Source organism: Sporomusa termitida (assembly GCF_007641255.1).
GTDB classification, from domain to species: Bacteria; Bacillota; Negativicutes; order Sporomusales; family Sporomusaceae; genus Sporomusa; species Sporomusa termitida.
In genome coordinates, this window is the sequence record NZ_CP036259.1 from 876,272 (window position 1) to 893,094 (window position 16,823).

A 16,823-nucleotide genomic window follows, 5' to 3' on the forward strand; every position below is an offset into this window, starting at 1 on the left:
CATTTGTTATCATAATAGATAATCGATCTCACTTGGAGGATAGTATGGATACTAGTGTATACTTAACAGGCAATTGCGAGCTGGCTGAGCGGTTTGGCGCGAAACCGGAGGCCTTCCGCAGCGGGACTGCGTATCGTTTGCCTTCGCCCCACGGCGACAATTGGCTGGTCGATATTTATCCCGCCCCCGGCCTCATTTTGACGGATACGCATTTTTCCCTGCCGGAACCTGTTGTCTGGGAATATACCATTGCCGAGGCGGGGCTGTGGCTGTGTTCATTTAATGGCGGTGATATGACCATTGTGGAAAAGGGCAAAAAAGCCCGGCAATTGCGGCCGGGCATTCATTTGCTGGTTAACCGGGGACAGCCGTTTAAAATGATTTATGGTGCGGGCAAATGGCAATGTTATACCGGCATGTGGCTGTTCGGTGATTACATCGCAACCCAGCTGACCGGACGGATGTCAGACCGGAGTTTTACTCTGGACGAGGCGCTGACCTGGCAAAGTCCGCAGTATGATACGCCGGAGCTATTGCTGGTATTTGAACAGCTGAAAGCCAATGTCCGCAATGCTGCCGCCCCACTGCCGTACTACGAACACAAAGCCTGCGAAGTACTGCTGCTCATCCTGCGCAATATACAGGATGAGCATTGGTGGAAGAGGTATCAAAAATCACAGCGGAAAAATTATTTATCTTATCATGACCGGAAATATATCATAAAAATTAAAGAGGAACTGGACAGGGATATTCTGTCCCCGCCGCCGGTGGACCAGCTGGCCATAATGGTCCAGATGAACATCAGCAAGCTGCAGCATTGTTTTAAACTTTGGTACGGGGTATCTATTGCCGAGTATATTCGCGCGGGAAAGATGAAATATGCCCTGCGGCTGTTATGGGATGACGGGCTTAGCATCAAAAATATTGCCGCTATGGCAGGCTATGAAAATGCCAGCAAATTTGCCGCCGCGTTTAAAAAGGTGCATGGTTTTTCCCCTCAATATATCCGTAAATCATTTGGATTATAGTACAACTACAGTTCCATAGTTGCCGCGAGTAATAATGTGCGTGGGGCATCGATATTAATCCACTCGCCGGAAGTCCCGGCCCAATACTCTTTGTTAAAGACGTTGATTACTGTTGCCCGGAGCGTAACCGGGGTTCCTTGTTGCCGGAAGGTAGAGCATGCGCCCGCGTCTGCAAAAACCAACATCACTGGCGGCGAACCCAGTGATGCTGGTTGGTGTTTTTTTACAGCTCCATTGTGGCCGAAACCAGCAAAGTGCGTCCCTGACCAATGTGAAAGCCGCCGGAATGCCCTTGCCAGTTTTTTAGGCTATGAAAGCGCCAGCAAGTTTGCCGCCGCCTTCAAAAAAGTGCATGGCTTCACGCCCAGCCAGTTTAGAAAATCATTCGGGCTGTATAGCCGCTAGCGGCAGCGGCCGCAGGGTAAGCGTCAAAGCACCCCGCCTGATCCGCCGGCCCGTCGCCGCCGTTGGTAATACACTTAGCCGCGTTTTATAATTCCTAGTGGCCGAAAGAGGACAACTGGCCAGTCAGTATAAGAAAAAGCCGTCACTGCTTGCCTGAGAAGTCAGTGACGGCTTTGGTTTGGCTGCTGCCGCTTACCAGCGGCAGGTGGCGGTCAAAAGGAAGGTCCGTCCCTCGCCCTGATAAGTGGTTGTGCTGTTAAAGCCGGCGATTTCATGAAAGGTATCAAATACATTGCGGATATTGAGCTTATATTGCCAGTCGCCGGTGTTGTAGCCAGCGGCGGCGTCGGCCAGCCAGACGTTATCAAGGCTGATGGTATTGCCGGTATTCTCGCGGGAGCCGATGTAGCGCACGCCAAAACCGCTGTTCCAGCCTGGCCGGTTCTGGTCGCCGGCCGTGCCCAGCCACAGGGCGGCGGTATGCTTGGCCACGCCGGCTGTGCGCTTGCCGATGTTGGCCGCCTGGGTGTCCTTGGTCACCTTATTGTTCAGTATGGTAAAGGAGGCCGTCAGCTGTAAGTCCTTAAACGCCGCCATAGTGGCTTCCAGTTCCAGCCCTTTGGCGGCAATTTCGCCGGTCTGGATGCTGAAGTTGGTATTGACCGGATCGGGGGTCAGCACATTTTGCTGGCGAAGGTCGAACAGGGAGGCGGTAAAGCGGGCGTTTAGGTTGTGGGGCTCATAGTGGATACCCAGCTCGTATTGCCGGCCGGTGGTCGGGACAAACTGGTTGCCCAGGCGATCCTGGCCGGACTGCGGCTCAAATGATTCAGCGTAACTGAGATAAGGGGACAGTTCGCCGGTCGCGTGATAGACCAGTCCGGCCCGGCCGGTAAAGGCGGATTGATCGATCCTGGTTTTCGCCCCGGTTTGCGGATTGATGCCGTTTTGCTCATACCAGTCCTGGCGTCCGTTGAGGGTAGCCGTCCATTTTGGGCCGAAGCTGATCTGGTCCTGGGCGTAGATCCCTGTTTGTATAACCTTGCCCTGGTAGTCCGGGGCGGTGGCCGGCAGCGTCCAGGCGTGACTGTAGTTTACATCATAAATATCGATATTCGCCATGGTGCCGCCGTAGCCGGAGCGGTTTTTCAAATTGCCATGCCGGTAGTCAATGCCGAAAATGGCATGATGGCTGACCGCGCCGCTGGCCCATTTGCTTTCCCCGTAGGTGTCCAGCTGGTAGGAGGTGGCGGTGTCGTCATATACTTTTAGCCTGCCGTCGCGGATCACCGTCCGGCCATCGTTCGCCAGCGACCACCACAGCATGTTGTAAGCAGTGCTGGTCTTGCCATAGCGGAATTTTTGATGAAGGGAAAAGGTGTCATTGACCTGGTGATCCAGAAAATAGCCGTAATAGTATTGCTCCCGCTGATAGCCGCTGTAGCCCGGTTCTCCCAGGAATAATCTGCCCGAATGGCCGAAAAGCGTGCTCCCCGGATGGTAAATGGAGATGTATTCATCCGAGCCGTTCAGTTTATCTTTTAAATAGTGGGCCTGCAAGGTAATATTGGTGTTGCCGGCAAGTTTCCAGGCCAGCGAGGGGGCAATAAAGCTTCGCTCGAAGCTGCTGTAGTCGTGCGGCAAATCGTGATCGCGGGTCAGGCCGGTCAGCCGGAAGGTCAGCTTATCCTGCCCTTGGACCTGACCGCCCAAATCCAGCGCCAGGCTGCGGTAATTGTCAGTGCCGCCCTGGATTTGGATTTCCCGCAGTTGTTCGGCGGTCGGGCGTTTGGTTACAAGGTCAAACATGCCCCCTGGCGCGCTGCTGCCATAAAGAGTGGACGCGGGACCGCGCAAAACGGCCGCTTGTTCCAGGCCATATACTTCAAAATCCCACAGCGCAAAGTTGCTGTTTACCAGTTGCAAGCCGTCAGCCCGCCTGGCGACATCAAACCCTCTGACCATGCTGCCATTCCAGCGGGAATCAGTACCGGGGGTAATGCCGGCGTTATATTCGAGCGCCTGCTTGAGGTTGACCGCACTGCGGCTATCCATTTGCCTGCGGGTGATGATGCTGATTGATTGCGGCGTATCGCTAAGCGGTGTATCAGTCTTGGTACCGGCGGTACTGCGGCTGGCAACATAACCCCGGCCGACAGTTTCTTTGCTGGCGGTAACCTCAATGCCTGCCAGGGCAAATTCGTTCCGCGGCGGCTTGCCCTCAGCCGCGGCGGGGTCGCTCTGTTCAGCGCCGGCCTGCGTTGCGGCAGCTGCCGCGGCGGCCGGAACGGCGCCTGGCCATTGCCAGAGCAGGCTGCCGCCGATTAAGGCGCAAAGCAGCCTTTGGCCGGCGGAGAATAGCGGTTTTTTCATATCATCGACTCCCTTGGTTCAGTAAGAGTAATTTTGCTGCTGGCCTGACAGCAGATTACCTGGAATGAAATGTAATAGCAGACGTCTGCTTTTGATTTACCAGTACCTTGTCAGTTCTAAAACGGTAGAATAATGGCGAGGCTATTTTGCGCAAATCAAGGCAGAGGAGGGAAGCATACCGGACGTATGCTGACTGACGACAACGAAGAGGTGCGGAAAATAGACCGTCAGTATTCACTGGATTAGGGCTGACAAGGTACTAGCGGCAGTCAGCCAGGCTAAGCTTAGCAGTTCAGGACTAACTTAGGCCTAGTATAACAGGGGGGTTTTTCGGGAGTCAATTGAGGTCCGGCCTGTTACTTGGAGGGTCAAGACAAGCGCTAAGCAGGCTGTTAAATGAGAAAAATTCTCGTTTAACAGCCTGCTTGCAACGGTAATTTCCTGATTTAAAACAGTATTCTCGTGATATTTACCGGTATTGAAATTCTGCGGAAAACTGTTTTTTTATAATCATTGCATGATATGATAAAGAAGATTAGACAAAGGGAAAAGGATAAAACCGGGATTGACGGAAAGGGGGACAAGCTTGGGTAACGAATATTTTACGGGCAGCGCGGAGCTGGCCGTTCAATTGGGCTGCACCCAACAGGCCGTGAATAATATTGTTGAGTATGCCCTGCCGCCGGCAGGCGGCAATAGCTGGCTGTTAGAAGCACACCCGGCGGCCGGTTTATTTGTTGCCAACGCCTACTTTATTTTGCCGGCGCCGGTTGTCCGGGAATATGCCGTGCGCCACCGGGGCGTATGGCTGTGCGCGTTGAGCAGCGGCGTTGTTTCCATTCTGGAATCCGGCAAGAAAGCCCGGCCGCTGCAAAACGGCATTCATTTGGTGCAAACGGGAAAAAAGCCGTTCAAGATTGTATATGGCGAGGGCAAACGCATTAGCTTTACCGGTATCTGGCTGTTTGATGATTTTGTTCAGGCCAGGCCGCCTGAACCGTCTTATTTCCTGCCTGATTATGGCGATTGGCAGTTTGCCCAGTATAATACGCCGGATATTTTGCTGCTGTTTGAGCAGCTGAAGTATGCTTTACGGATTGCCGGTGTGCCGCTGAGCTATTACGAAAGCAAGGCCGGCGAACTGCTGGCGCTTATCCAGCGCAACAGCAGGGACGACTGGTTTTGTGAACGGCATTTGCGGCAACAGCGACGACGCCATGTCACTTATCAGAATAAGCGGTATATGTTCCAGGTCAAAGCGGAGATTGATAAAAATATCATGGCGCCGCCGCCGGTAAGCCGGCTGGCGGTTATCGCCGGCATGGGCGCAACCAAGCTGCGCCAGTGCTTTAAAGAGACCTTCGGCCTGACCATGGATGCCTATATGCGCCGGGAAAGGATGATGGCCGCCATGCGTCTGTTATCCAATGACGATCTGAATATCAAAAATATTGCGGCGGCGGTCGGCTATAAAAACACCAGTCAGTTTATCGCCAGCTTTAAAAAAGTCCATGGGTTTACCCCCAACGCATTCCGGAAGCTGTTTGGCTTGTAGCCGCCCGGCAGCGGCAAAGCCTGCTTGAAGGGATGACCATTTGGCAGCATACATGCTCTTATCTTTGCATGTCGTGAAGATGAGCGTGCTTACCAGCGGTGTGTGGCGGTCAGCCGGACCGTGCGGCCGGGGCTGACGGTTTCATAACTGCTGCCTGTCCAGGAGCCGATGACGTATTCCTTATCAAACAGATTATGGACATTGAGCGCATAGCGCCAGCCGCCGGCGTCATAGCGCACCATGGCGTCGGTCAGGACAACGCCGCCCATTTTAACGGTGTTGTAATAGTCCTGGCGCGAGCCGATGTAGCGCAGGCCGGCGCCGAAGCCCCAGCCTGCGGCTTGCTTATCCGCGCGCGCCGCCGGGGCGGCTGTGTCAAGCCAGAGTGAGGCACTGTGCCGCGGCACGTTTTCCGTGCGTTTGCCAAGGCGGGAGGCAATATTGCTTTTGCTTACCTCATGCTTAGGCATGTAGGTATAGGCGGCAGTAATATTCAGATCTTTCAGAGCGGAAATATTGGCTTCCAGCTCCAGGCCCCGGGCGGCGGTCTCGCCGGTCTGAACCTGGAAGCTCTCGCTGCCGGTGTTGAGCGGGTCGGCAGTCAAAACATTTTGCTGGCGCAAGTCGAAAATAGCGGCACTGTAACGGATGCTGGCGTTGGCCGGCGCATATTGGACCCCCAGCTCAATCTGCCGGCCGGTGGTTGGCTCAAAGGCGTTGCCATAGCGGTCTGTGCCGGCCTGTCCTTCGAAGGATTCATCATAACTGAGATAGGGGAACAGTCCGCCGCCGGCGTCGTAAACCAGCCCCAGGCGCCCGGTAAATGCGTTTTGGTCAATGCGGGTGTGCGCATCGGTTTTGATATTGCGCGTATCCTGGTCAAACCTATCGTAACGGCCGGCGGCAAGCGCCGTCCAGCGTCCCCATTTCAATTGATCCTGCAGATAAAAGCCGGTCTGCTTCATTTTGACATCCGGCGAGGTATAGGGAGATAAGGTGGTGGGGACCGTAACCTGTTGGCCGTAGTTCAGGCTGTTGAGGTTAAGATCGGGCGCCTCACCGGCAAGCCAGACATTTCTATACTCATTATTTTGATAATCAAAACCCAGTAAAGTGGTATGATCAACGGCGCCGCCGGACCATTTTGCCTGGAAATGGGTATCAATGACATCAGAAGAGAGCTCGGTCTGCGAATAATAGGCTGTACGCTTGCCAATGCCGTCTGCTACGCTATCTAACGACAGGTATCTGAAATCCGCGGCAATGTCGGCGTGACGGGCGCTTTGGGTTACCGACCAGATAGCATTGAAGCGGTGTTCAAAAACATAACCAATTTGCTTGTCATCCCGGATAAACCGGTCATAACCGGGTTCGCCGTAAAAAAGGGTGACGGGGTAGCCGTATAGCTTGTGCCCCCTCAAATACCGGTAGGGATTGCTGTTATAGCTGCCCTTGATATCATCCTTTTGATAATGGGCCAGGATAGTCAGGCTGGTATCCTCAGCCGGTTGCCAGGTCAGGGCGGGAGCAATCATTTGGCGCTTGGCGGAGCTGTAGTCGGCCGGCAGGTCTTCAGCGGCAGTCAGGGCGGTCAGACGGAAAAGCACGCTGCCCTGTTCGTTGACAGCGCCGCCTAAATCAATGGCCGCGCTGCGCATGTCATCATTTCCGGCCTGGAGGCGGATTTCCCGTAAATCCTCGCTGGTTGGCCGCTTAGAGACCTGATTGATGGCGCCGCCGGGATTATTGGCGCCATAGAGAATGCCGGCGGGGCCGCGCAGCACCTCAATCCGCTCGAAACTATACGGATCATAGCTGGAAATAGCGAAGCCCCCGTTGGCCATGCGCAGGCCGTCGGTAAACAGCGCCTCGCTGCTCACAAACCCCCGGAGACTGCCGCGGAAAAACCGCGAATCCCGGTTATAGCTGGCGTCGCTGAAGCCTGGCGTATAGCCGAGAACGTCAAACAGGTCGGTGACGCCGCGGGCGTCGAGCTGCGCCCGTGTAATTACACTGATGGAGCGGGCGGTTTCTGTCAGCGGCGTGTCGATTTTGGTGCCGGCCCGGCTGCGTTTGGCGACATAGCCGTTGTCGGCCGCGGCCGCTTTATTCGCCGTAACCTCAATGCCTTCCAGCTTAAATTCACGCTGACCGGCCGTTGCTTCAGCCGCTTGCTCATCGGCTGCATGGGTTGCGGGCGGTGCAGGTTCTCTTGTTTCGCCGGCTGCATAGACGAGCGCAGGCAGATGCCACAGCAAGCTGCTGCCAAGCAGGGTATAGAGCAACCGTTTTTGTACTGCCCGGGACATATTTCTTTTCATGCTTTCTTGGCTCCCTCTGCGATATAATTGGTTGTAGGATTGGCGCCATTTGACATTGATAATCATTATCGATAATGTAGCTTGGTAGAGGCGGTGGGTTAGTCTGCTAAGCCGGCTTTGCCTAACCTGGATTCAGTATAAAAGGTCGTTTGGGATTCGTCAATGCGGGACAGGCAGGGGTGCGATCCGGTTCAAAAATGAATAATTTACAGTTTAGTGATAACAATTCTCAGGTTTGCGGGGCTTGAACGGCGTTATTTTGGTACAGTCTATTGTAATTTTGGAATAGAATATTGCTTTGCCGCTGTTTTGTTTAGGCGCGCAACATGGTATCATAAAAGCAGGCAGGTTATTACAAGAAAAAATGTATTGGCTGGCGGAGGCGGAAGCGATGGAGAAGGTGAGACAATGGGGACAGATGAATATTTTAACGGCAATGCCGGCTTAGCAGCGCAGTTTGGCTGCACAGCCAGCAGTTGGGGCAAGGGCATACGCTACGGACTGCCGCCGGAAAACGGCAACAGCTGGCTGGTGGATATCAAGCCTGTACCCGGTCTGGTTCTTACCAATGCTTATTTTACGCTGCACCAGCCGGTTGCCAGAGTGTACGAAATTGAGCAGCCCGGTCTGTGGCTGTGTTCCTTGGCCTACGGCGATATTACGCTTGGGGAGCGGGGCAAGAAAGCCAGACGGCTGGAGCGAGGCATTCATTTACTGGTTAATCAGGGGCAGCCGTTTAAAATGATCTATGGCTGTGAAGAGGATCATCGCTATACCTGTGCCTGGGTTTTCGCCGACTTTCTGGCGGGATATCTGCAGGACCGGCGTTGGACAGAACCGCTGACCATCACGGATGCTTTGACTTGGCCAAGTCATTATTACAACAGGCCGGAAATAACACTGGCTTTCGAACAGCTCAAACTTACTATCCGGGGTGGAATGGCGCCGTGGATATACCTGGAGAGCAAAGTTATTGAAATTCTTGCTCTTATCCTGCATAGTGTAGAGCTGAAGGGCTATTCGGATCGGTATCAAAAAACAAGGCGGGTTAATTATATTACTTATCAAAATAAAAAATTTCTCTGGCAGGTTAAGGCTGAATTGGATAAGGATATCCTGAACCCGCCAACTGTTCCGCAATTGGCCATGCTGGCCGGAATGGGCACCACCAGGCTGCGCCAGCTGTTCAAGTCCTACTACCGGATGACGATTAGTGAATATGTACGGCGGGGAAAAATGGATTATGCACTGCGTCTCTTATCCCATGATGAGATGAGCATTCAGAATATCGGCACTCTGCTGGGGTACGAAAGCCATAGCAAATTTACGGATGCATTTAAAAAAATTCACGGTTTTACACCGCGGCACTTTAGAAAAGCACTATATCTGTGAAGACCGGCAAAAAGTTTCTTTTTGCCATATAGCATATAAATGCTAGGATTAGCCGGCAAGGAAACAGCCCCGTGTAGGTGTCCGGAGGCGGTCGAAATAGAAAACGGTCAGCATACCCTGCAAAATCGGGCGATGCTGGCCGTTGTTGCTTATTTCTCTGGTTTTGCCAAGGATTTACTCTGTGGGCTATAATGGTAAAAATTTATTGCATAATTATGTCAGGGTAAGATCACAGTATCCGCATTGTTAGTCGCTGGGCTCATCATATCAAATATTTTTCCTGGATTCAAAATATGGTTGGGGTCAAACGCCTTTTTAATCGCCTGCATAAGTGCTAGCTCAACAGGGTCAATAATCCCACGCAAAATTGCTTTACGCTTTAGGCCAATTCCGTGCTCTCCTGACAAACGCCCACCCAAATCATAAGTGGCTGAATACAGCTTTTCTCTAAATTTGTTCACTTCATTTGGCCACTCAAGGGCTGACACTTCCCCGGGAATGATTCTTATATGCATATTACCATCCCCGGCATGACCGGCAATACGAAACTGAAACTGGAACGCTCTAGTCAATGTCTTAAGTTGGCTGACAAAGGCTTCAATCTGGTCTACTGGTACAACAATGTCTTCCGACACACCGACCGGATGATCGACCTCAATCGCTTTTCCCCAGGCCCTGCGAGCCGGCCAGATCTTTTCGCCCTCTATTTCAGCCACAGCGAGACAGCCACGGATATGACAAATTTCTTGCAGCTTTATCCACTTTTTCTGCACTTCCGCCTGAGTGTACGCTTCCAGTTGTATAATCAGGCAATCGCCGATAGCGTCGACAAATATTTTTTGCTGCTGATAGCGTTCTAAGTCTAATACCGTCTGCCGGTCAATCAATTCAATAGAGATGGGATCAATCACGGTATCTGCAAGTAGATCACCCACCAGTGAAATGGCTGCAGCTAAATTCGGAAATACCGCCAAAAAATTAGGCAACAACGGCGCCAGCTTTTGCAACTTTATCGTTACCTGAGTAATTATGCCTAATGTTCCCTCCGAACCGGCAATCAGCCTGACCAAACCATAACCGGTCGAGTTTTTCTTTAAACGCCCGCCTAAGGTAACAATCTCCCCTTGAGGGGTCACGACCTCTAATTCATAAACCTGATCGCCTGTAACGCCGTACTTTATTGCTTTGTTACCGCCTGCATTTGTGGCAATATTGCCGGCAATAACACACTCATCGCTGCTGCAAGGATCACCAGCATACAGCAACCCATGTTGGTGGGCCACCTGTTGAATGTCCATTGTCCGCACTGCCGGTTCTACTACCATATACCTTGCCGCAGGATCGATATGCACAATCCGATTCATGCGCCGCAAGTCCAGGACAATACCGCCGTTTAACGGCACTGCCCCTCCCGCCAGACCGGTGCCGCCACCTCGCGGCGTCACCGGGATAAGCAGGTTGTTTGCTATTTTTAAAATTTCTGCCACGTCTTGCCTATTTCCCGGGAAAACTAAAACCTCCGGATAGCTTAGTCCCTCTTTGCGCGTACCGGCATCATAGGCATACTGCTCTGGAATAGCCTGGCCCCAGATCACGTTTTCTGTGCCCACAATTGTTCCCAGTTGATTAACAATTGTTTTGGTTACCTTGGCATATCTAGGCATAGACCATCCCCCTATCGTTGGTTTCCATTAACTTAATATTTTGTAGCCGTTGCAATGCCGTCTGCAAAGTCTCCGTTTTTTTGCAAAAAGCAAACCGCAGAAAAATCTGTCCATTGCTTGGCGGGGTGTGGTAAAACCCGGATAAGGGAATGGCTGCCACCCCTACTGTTTCGATAAGCCGTTTAGCAAAAGCCACATCATCAGTCCAACCAATGCTGCTAAAATCAGCCAGCAAAAAGTAGCCTCCTTGGGGTATACTGCAAGGAATATTCAGCTTTTCCAAACCCTCAAGCAATAAGTCCCGCCTGGCCTGATAATCTCTTTTAAGTTCCTGATAATACGTTTCGGGGAAATGAACGGCCTCAACCGCCGCCTGTTGTAGTGGCGCTGCGGCACTGATTGTTAAATAGTTGTGAGCAATCCGTATCCCTTTTGTAAGGTAATCAGGCGCAGCTATATACCCGAGCCGCCAGCCGGTCACACTGTATGTTTTAGAAAACCCATTGATAACTATCGTACGCTCCCGCATACCAGATATGTTCCAAAGCCTTGGCAGTGTAAGCCCATCAAAAAGAATCTCATCATAAATTTCATCAGTAATGGCCAGTAACCCGTATTTTTGGCAAAAATCGGCGACAATAGTCAGTTCGTCCTGGTCAAAAACCCTGCCGGTAGGATTATGGGGTGAATTAATAATAATGGCTTTGGTTCTAGGAGACCATGCTGCCGCCAACAACTGGCGCTCAATGCGGAAATTGGGTAGACTTAGCTCGACATAGACTGGCTTGCCGCCACTTAACACAACATCAGGCCCATAAATAGTAAAGGCTGGCTCAAGAATAATTACTTCATCACCAGGGTTAGTAACAGCAAGCAGTGTTGCCGCCATTCCTTCGGTAGCACCACAACAAACGGTAATCTCCGTTTCCGGATCAAAATCCCCCCCAACTTGCTGCAGCCTGCCGGCAATCCCTGCCCGCAATCTTTCTACGCCTTGAGACGGAGCATATTGATTGAAATCCGCCAGGATAGCCGCGTTTGCTGCCGCTTTAAGTTTAGGCGGGGCCGCAAAATCCGGCGTACCGCCACCCAAATTGATTGCGCCGCACCGGTCGGCCAGGGTCGCAATTTCTCTAAACACTGGCAGGTGCAACTGGTGTACCCGATCGGCCAGGCTTACTATAAGGCGACGATTATCTACCATTTCAGTTCCCCTGTAGAATAAGGCTATAGTTATCTGGTGGATATACATTGCCGGCCATATCTTTGTCAGGTGCAGGATCAGCCCATTGTGGTAACAACACATTTTTCAAACCAATCACTCCTACTTTTTGCAAAATAAAAAGGCTGTATCCCCCCTATTAGGGGACACAGCCTCTAGTTCACAGACTAGTCAGCAAAGGCAGTTGTTTATTTATTTTGGAATTATTTTACATTAAAATGAGATAATTGTCAATACAATTCTTAACCGCCCCCTCATTTGCTATTCTAATATTTTTCCTTCGCAGGGTGGCCCGTATCACTTCCGCGCGTCAGCACAACTTCACTGTGTAATTTGCATTTTTTTAAATCAAGCCCTGGGCTACTCTTAATTTGCCCGCAAGCTAACATTTGGGTAAAGGTTTTTTGTGACAAATATAACTTTTCGCGTAAAATCGTTGATATTTTTAATTGACATGAATATTTGCAAATGATGTGCAGCTCTGTGGGCTTGCCAATACAAATTTCGTCTCCGGTTATTCTGTAACTCGGTAAGCCGGCTTCTGCTCCATTCCTACGCAAGAGTTCAATATCCATAGCGTATTGTTCGACAAGCTTGCTGTCGTTCGTGTAAAACTGTTCTAATAGCTCTGGACTTAAGCTTTGAGGCTTGATACGCGAATATACAGTTGCGTTCCAGGTTGTATCGCAATGCGAGCATTTATAGATTAGCCAAATATCCAAATACTTCCTTTGCGCATTGACTCGAAATAATCGGGAACAGATATACTCACTTTTTTTACCACATTTTTTGCAGTATCGAACTGCTAATGGTGGGGAGAGATATTGTACCTCCCATATGATCTTTTGCATGAACGTAATTCCTTCCTATGGGTGTCATTAATGAACAGGAAGGTATAAAATGGTGGCGTATAATTGTATAGTATTTTCAAAATGATTCCTCCTAAGTATTTTAAAGAAACTCATACATACAAAACATACAAGATTCTCACTTAATTGTAGCATTTAATGAGAAAAAGCCTACCTTAAACACTATTGATAAAAGAAAATGAGCCGTTACAGTCATGTACACTGTAACGGCCATTCTTAAATGCCTTTTCTTTTTGCTTGCCTAATAATTCTTTGAATGCTTTTCAAAGATAGAAAGTATTTTTGCGACAGATATTCCAAATTATATCCAGCTTGGTAATCTTTATAAATTTTCATATTCCTTAGTGCTAATTCTGTACGGATAGAAGTTCTGCTTCCCCATTCTTTTATGTTACTTGATTTTCTTGGAATATAAATACATTCTCCGTCTACATATTCCTGTACCAATTCAAGTAATTCCGGGGGTAAAATATGCTTTGCTTTTTTATAGCTCATCTTGCTCTCCTAAATAATTCATTAGGAATAGCAAAGGCTTTTTTATTATAAAAATTTAGTTTAGTTGCAAAAGCCTTTGCTATGCAACAATAACGACTGGATCAAACATAAGATCTTACCTCCTTAAATGTCATAATAAGCATAGCACTAGCGCCAATTACCGTCAAGCAGCTACGGTTCAAAAAGCAATGCGGGTGGACGGGGCATTGCAGCTGGGCAATTTCGGACGCTCACCTTGCGGCGAAATAAATGGCAGCGTGACAATATGTGTAAAGAATCAATAGCCAGCATAATATACTGTACTCATTTTTGGTAAGAAAAAAGGGCATTCGAATTATCGTGTTGAAAAATAACCATTATAAAGGCGGTCAAAAAATCCGCTGAATCTAAACTATATCGCCAAATCTGCCCCTAAGTTTATATTGGCACATATAAATGAGTTCCGCGACGAAGACTGCGTGAAACTCATAAAAGGTGGCATAATTTAAGTGTCGAAGAATGCGCCAAGACGGGTTTGTTTGCAGGAGGTAATGCCATGAGACAATTTGGTAATTATATAATTACGTTTCTAATATTCGGAGTTTTCATGTACTATATATTGCCCAGGTTCCGCAAAGACATGACGGCTCAGCAAAGGATGATCAAGACGATCTGGGGATCGCTGGTGTTTACTCTTGTTAAAGTGATACTTGATTTGCTCTCGTCTTTTTAGTGAAATGCACTCGGAAATTTTGCATTGAAACTATTTAAGATATGAGGTAGTCAAGGTGGGTCGTTTCTGAAGGGATATCAGATACCGAGAACCGCATCATTGATAACCTTGAAAGATAGGGAGGGTTCCTGCCCTACTGGTTGAATTCCTACAGGTTGAATCAGTGCATCGGGGCGATATTATGCCGAAACTTAACAGGGGATTACCTCGCTTCCATACTTGGGGACGGCCTATTGCTCGGGTACCATGCGATAGCTTGAAGGTTTAAATTATAAGCGCCATTTGTCAGTCAGAGACAAATGGCGCTCTTGGTACTTGCTAATACTCTTTTGACACCAGCATGGAAATGAAATATTGGCAAAAAGGAACTTCCCCCAGTGTCCTGCAAATTGTCAGTTCAACAGATAATTGACTGCACCGGGCGCAAGGAGGTGCAGCAGTATCAGGATAACGGACAGCAGGGCTGTACGTTTGTGGGAGGTAAAGCAGCCAGGTTTTCGGGTAAAATAAAACAGCGCTCCTAGAATAGCCGTGATGATGAGCGTGGCCGCCGCCAGGCTTCCGGTGTGAAGGCGGAAAGCGCCCAGGACAAGATAGCCGTGAACCGGCGGGGCTACCATCAAAATAATACCAAGCGGCTTGTGGATACGCCGCAGCAGTTTCGTCCATTGAGTGAGCGTTTCTCTTTTGAGAACCGGGACAGATTGATTGAGATTCCGCAGCCAATAGGGAGCTGTGACGGTTAAAAACAGGATGACACTCACCCAACCCAGCACCTGATACATATTATCACCTCGTTATCTCATTTGGCTACAGACCCAACTACCGGAACTCCCGACAGTTTGCTTATTCCGTGAGGAGATTTGTTTTTAATTATATCAGTCAGATCCTGTCCGGCCTGGTAGCCGTTATGCTCGCCGTTTTTCCAAGCGGGCCGTTCGGTAACGTCGTAAATTACACCATCAACAGCAACGTAGGCAGGTTTGCCGTTTTTACCATTGTAGGCGGCTAGTTCATCAAGCGTAAGAATCAGTTTTGTCTCTGGCGGAGAATTGGCCGCATTGTTCGACTGCTCCTGCCGGGTACAGCCTGTAGCTACGATGAGAAGGGCAACGACAAGCGCCATAAAGAGGATAATCAGCTTTTTCATTTCGTTCACCTCATTTATTCACTGTTTTTTTGCAAACAGATGATTTTATTTCCTTATTATAGCAATTTATTTTTTATAATACAATCCCTTTTAGCCGCCGCTTTGTGGGTTGTAGAGGTAGTTTGATTTATGGCACTGGAGCCGGCGGAGTATACGAATAACCCTAATGGAAAGAATGAGACAAGCTTTAAAATTTATAAGTCAAGTTTTAATATGACATATGGTTGTCTTATTACCTTGTGTACAATAAAGAAAAAACATGAGGTGATAAAAAGCTATGACTATGGACTTTATTAAAGTCAATCAAGGTAAATGTACCAGATGCGGCGTGTGCGTGACCGTTTGTCCAGGGGTTATTGGCATGGGGGACAATGGACCGCAGGCAATACGGGATCTTTGTGTGAGCTGTGGCCAATGTGTGGCTGCTTGTCCTGAGAGAGCTCTCGATAATACGCATGCACCTTTAGTCAATCAAGTTTCCCTTGGGAAAACGCGATTCTTGATCCAGATCTAACTGCCAGTTTTTTGCGGTCGCGCCGGTCTATCCGCAATTATCAGCCTAAGGGTGTGCCCCGGGATAAGATACTGCAACTTCTGGATACTGCCCGGATGGCGCCGACTGCCTGTAACTCGCAAGGAGTCGCCTATCACATAGTAGATAAGCAGGATACTTTGCTGCAGATTTCGGCAGCCGTTATTGAATGGACAGAAAGTGAGCTGAAAAGTTCCCCCGCGATGGCCTCAGCAAAATATGCACCCCATCTGTCTATGATGGTGGAGCAATATCGTCAAAAGGGGGAAGACGTTGTTTTGCGCTCGGCCCCCTGTTTAGTTGTAGCTGTTACAGATAAGCATTCTTTTGGCACCGGGAGGGATAATACTTATATATCATTTGCCTACTTGCAGCTGTTCACAACGTCACTGGGTTTGGGGACGTGTTGGGGCGGATTGTTTGAATACTGTGCCGCTGCCGGATATGAGCCTCTGCTTACATTGCTGAAGCTGCCGAAAAACATGCAAGTGACCAGCGGCATGATGGTTGGTTATCCGCAATATACCTATCAACGGTTGGTGGCTAGAAATCCATTGCAAGTCACTTGGCAATAGTGTCTTTTTAAGATTCGTTATTTTGCTTAGTCCGGTGGTGTAACTATAAATTTGGAGGCAATACTATGTCTATATATACAAAGGAGATATGACATGATTATAAACAATCTGCTACTTAAGCTTAAAGACAGAAGCCCGGAAAATATTACAAAGTCCCGGGGTGTGCTGTTGAGCATGCAGGGAAAGATAGAAGAACTTGTTGATCTAAAAGTAGAAGTCAATGTACGTCCGGGAGCATCAGCATATGACATTTTGCTAATTGCTAAATATGAGTCAATGGCGGATTTTGAGGCGTATTTAGTTCATCCAGTACATGTTGAAGTAGGCAAATACATTGCAAATGTGCTGGAAAGTAGTGCAGCCGTATGTTATGAATCCTAGAAATATTTTGACCGGGGAGGAGGCAGGCTTCTTGTCCTGTTATAAAATATAGAAAAGCTATTTTAATATCTGCTTGGGACAAGTGACCTGTCGTGCGCCACGAAGGCGATGGTTGAGAACAACAAGCATCGCTAAGCTTAACTAGAGAT

The 16,823-nt window shown here is 49.3% G+C and carries 16 protein-coding genes; 8 read left to right on the forward strand and 8 right to left on the reverse strand.

Going from position 1 to position 16,823, the window contains the following annotated elements:
• Positions 1 to 44: 44 nt before the first annotated feature.
• Positions 45 to 1,028 carry a helix-turn-helix domain-containing protein gene (locus tag SPTER_RS03910; protein WP_144349149.1) on the forward strand — a complete coding sequence of 328 codons (984 nt, stop codon included), beginning with the start codon at positions 45 to 47 and terminating at the stop codon, positions 1,026 to 1,028.
• Positions 1,029 to 1,118: 90 nt separating this feature from the next.
• Positions 1,119 to 1,433 carry a helix-turn-helix domain-containing protein gene (locus tag SPTER_RS25215; RefSeq protein ID WP_246105478.1) on the forward strand — a complete coding sequence of 105 codons (315 nt, stop codon included), beginning with the start codon at positions 1,119 to 1,121 and terminating at the stop codon, positions 1,431 to 1,433.
• A gap of 192 nt (positions 1,434 to 1,625) precedes the next feature.
• Here the strand turns inward: SPTER_RS25215 and SPTER_RS03925 are convergent, their stop codons facing one another.
• Positions 1,626 to 3,806, reverse strand: coding sequence for a TonB-dependent siderophore receptor (locus SPTER_RS03925; protein ID WP_144349151.1), 2,181 nt, complete (start codon positions 3,804 to 3,806; stop codon positions 1,626 to 1,628).
• A gap of 586 nt (positions 3,807 to 4,392) precedes the next feature.
• On the opposite strand from SPTER_RS03925, the gene SPTER_RS03930 reads away from it, so the two are divergent.
• On the forward strand, positions 4,393 to 5,361 hold the full coding sequence (locus SPTER_RS03930; RefSeq protein ID WP_144349152.1) for a helix-turn-helix domain-containing protein: 969 nt from the start codon (positions 4,393 to 4,395) through the stop codon (positions 5,359 to 5,361).
• An 89-nt stretch (positions 5,362 to 5,450) separates the two neighbouring features.
• Here SPTER_RS03930 and SPTER_RS03935 read toward each other — a convergent pair whose 3' ends face one another.
• Complete coding sequence (locus tag SPTER_RS03935) at positions 5,451 to 7,682, reverse strand: TonB-dependent siderophore receptor (RefSeq protein WP_144349153.1); 2,232 nt, start codon at positions 7,680 to 7,682, stop codon at positions 5,451 to 5,453.
• Between the two features lie 408 nt (positions 7,683 to 8,090).
• Between SPTER_RS03935 and SPTER_RS03940 the strand changes: the two genes are divergently transcribed.
• Positions 8,091 to 9,074, forward strand: a complete 984-nt coding sequence (locus SPTER_RS03940) for a helix-turn-helix transcriptional regulator (RefSeq protein WP_144349154.1) — start codon at positions 8,091 to 8,093, stop codon at positions 9,072 to 9,074.
• A gap of 39 nt (positions 9,075 to 9,113) precedes the next feature.
• A complete protein-coding gene (locus SPTER_RS24535; RefSeq protein WP_170233137.1) occupies positions 9,114 to 9,266 on the forward strand; it encodes a hypothetical protein in 153 nt (50 codons plus the stop codon).
• 26 nt (positions 9,267 to 9,292) lie between these two features.
• Here SPTER_RS24535 and SPTER_RS03945 read toward each other — a convergent pair whose 3' ends face one another.
• From SPTER_RS03945 to SPTER_RS03970, 6 genes are all read right to left on the reverse strand, one after another.
• On the reverse strand, positions 9,293 to 10,738 hold the full coding sequence (locus tag SPTER_RS03945; protein WP_144349155.1) for an FAD-binding oxidoreductase: 1,446 nt from the start codon (positions 10,736 to 10,738) through the stop codon (positions 9,293 to 9,295).
• A complete protein-coding gene (locus tag SPTER_RS03950; protein WP_144349156.1) occupies positions 10,731 to 11,942 on the reverse strand; it encodes a pyridoxal phosphate-dependent aminotransferase in 1,212 nt (403 codons plus the stop codon). The genes SPTER_RS03945 and SPTER_RS03950 overlap by 8 nt, the downstream gene beginning before the upstream one ends.
• A gap of 284 nt (positions 11,943 to 12,226) precedes the next feature.
• Positions 12,227 to 12,811 (reverse strand): DUF1062 domain-containing protein, encoded by a 585-nt coding sequence (locus SPTER_RS03955; protein WP_144349157.1) that lies wholly within the window; start codon positions 12,809 to 12,811, stop codon positions 12,227 to 12,229.
• Positions 12,812 to 13,045: 234 nt separating this feature from the next.
• Positions 13,046 to 13,324: a CD3324 family protein gene (locus SPTER_RS03960; RefSeq protein ID WP_144349158.1), complete on the reverse strand. Its 279-nt coding sequence runs from the start codon at positions 13,322 to 13,324 to the stop codon at positions 13,046 to 13,048.
• 1,104 nt (positions 13,325 to 14,428) lie between these two features.
• Positions 14,429 to 14,821, reverse strand: coding sequence for a hypothetical protein (locus SPTER_RS03965; protein ID WP_144349159.1), 393 nt, complete (start codon positions 14,819 to 14,821; stop codon positions 14,429 to 14,431).
• A 17-nt stretch (positions 14,822 to 14,838) separates the two neighbouring features.
• Complete coding sequence (locus tag SPTER_RS03970) at positions 14,839 to 15,186, reverse strand: cytochrome b5 domain-containing protein (RefSeq protein ID WP_246105479.1); 348 nt, start codon at positions 15,184 to 15,186, stop codon at positions 14,839 to 14,841.
• A 283-nt stretch (positions 15,187 to 15,469) separates the two neighbouring features.
• On the opposite strand from SPTER_RS03970, the gene SPTER_RS25835 reads away from it, so the two are divergent.
• The 3 genes from SPTER_RS25835 to SPTER_RS03980 all read left to right on the forward strand — a co-directional run bounded on the left by SPTER_RS25835 (position 15,470) and on the right by SPTER_RS03980 (position 16,674).
• A complete protein-coding gene (locus tag SPTER_RS25835; RefSeq protein WP_425474356.1) occupies positions 15,470 to 15,700 on the forward strand; it encodes a 4Fe-4S binding protein in 231 nt (76 codons plus the stop codon).
• Positions 15,701 to 15,711: 11 nt separating this feature from the next.
• Complete coding sequence (locus SPTER_RS03975; protein ID WP_425474345.1) at positions 15,712 to 16,293, forward strand: nitroreductase family protein; 582 nt, start codon at positions 15,712 to 15,714, stop codon at positions 16,291 to 16,293.
• A 93-nt stretch (positions 16,294 to 16,386) separates the two neighbouring features.
• A complete protein-coding gene (locus SPTER_RS03980; RefSeq protein WP_144349160.1) occupies positions 16,387 to 16,674 on the forward strand; it encodes a Dabb family protein in 288 nt (95 codons plus the stop codon).
• Positions 16,675 to 16,823 lie beyond the last annotated feature (149 nt).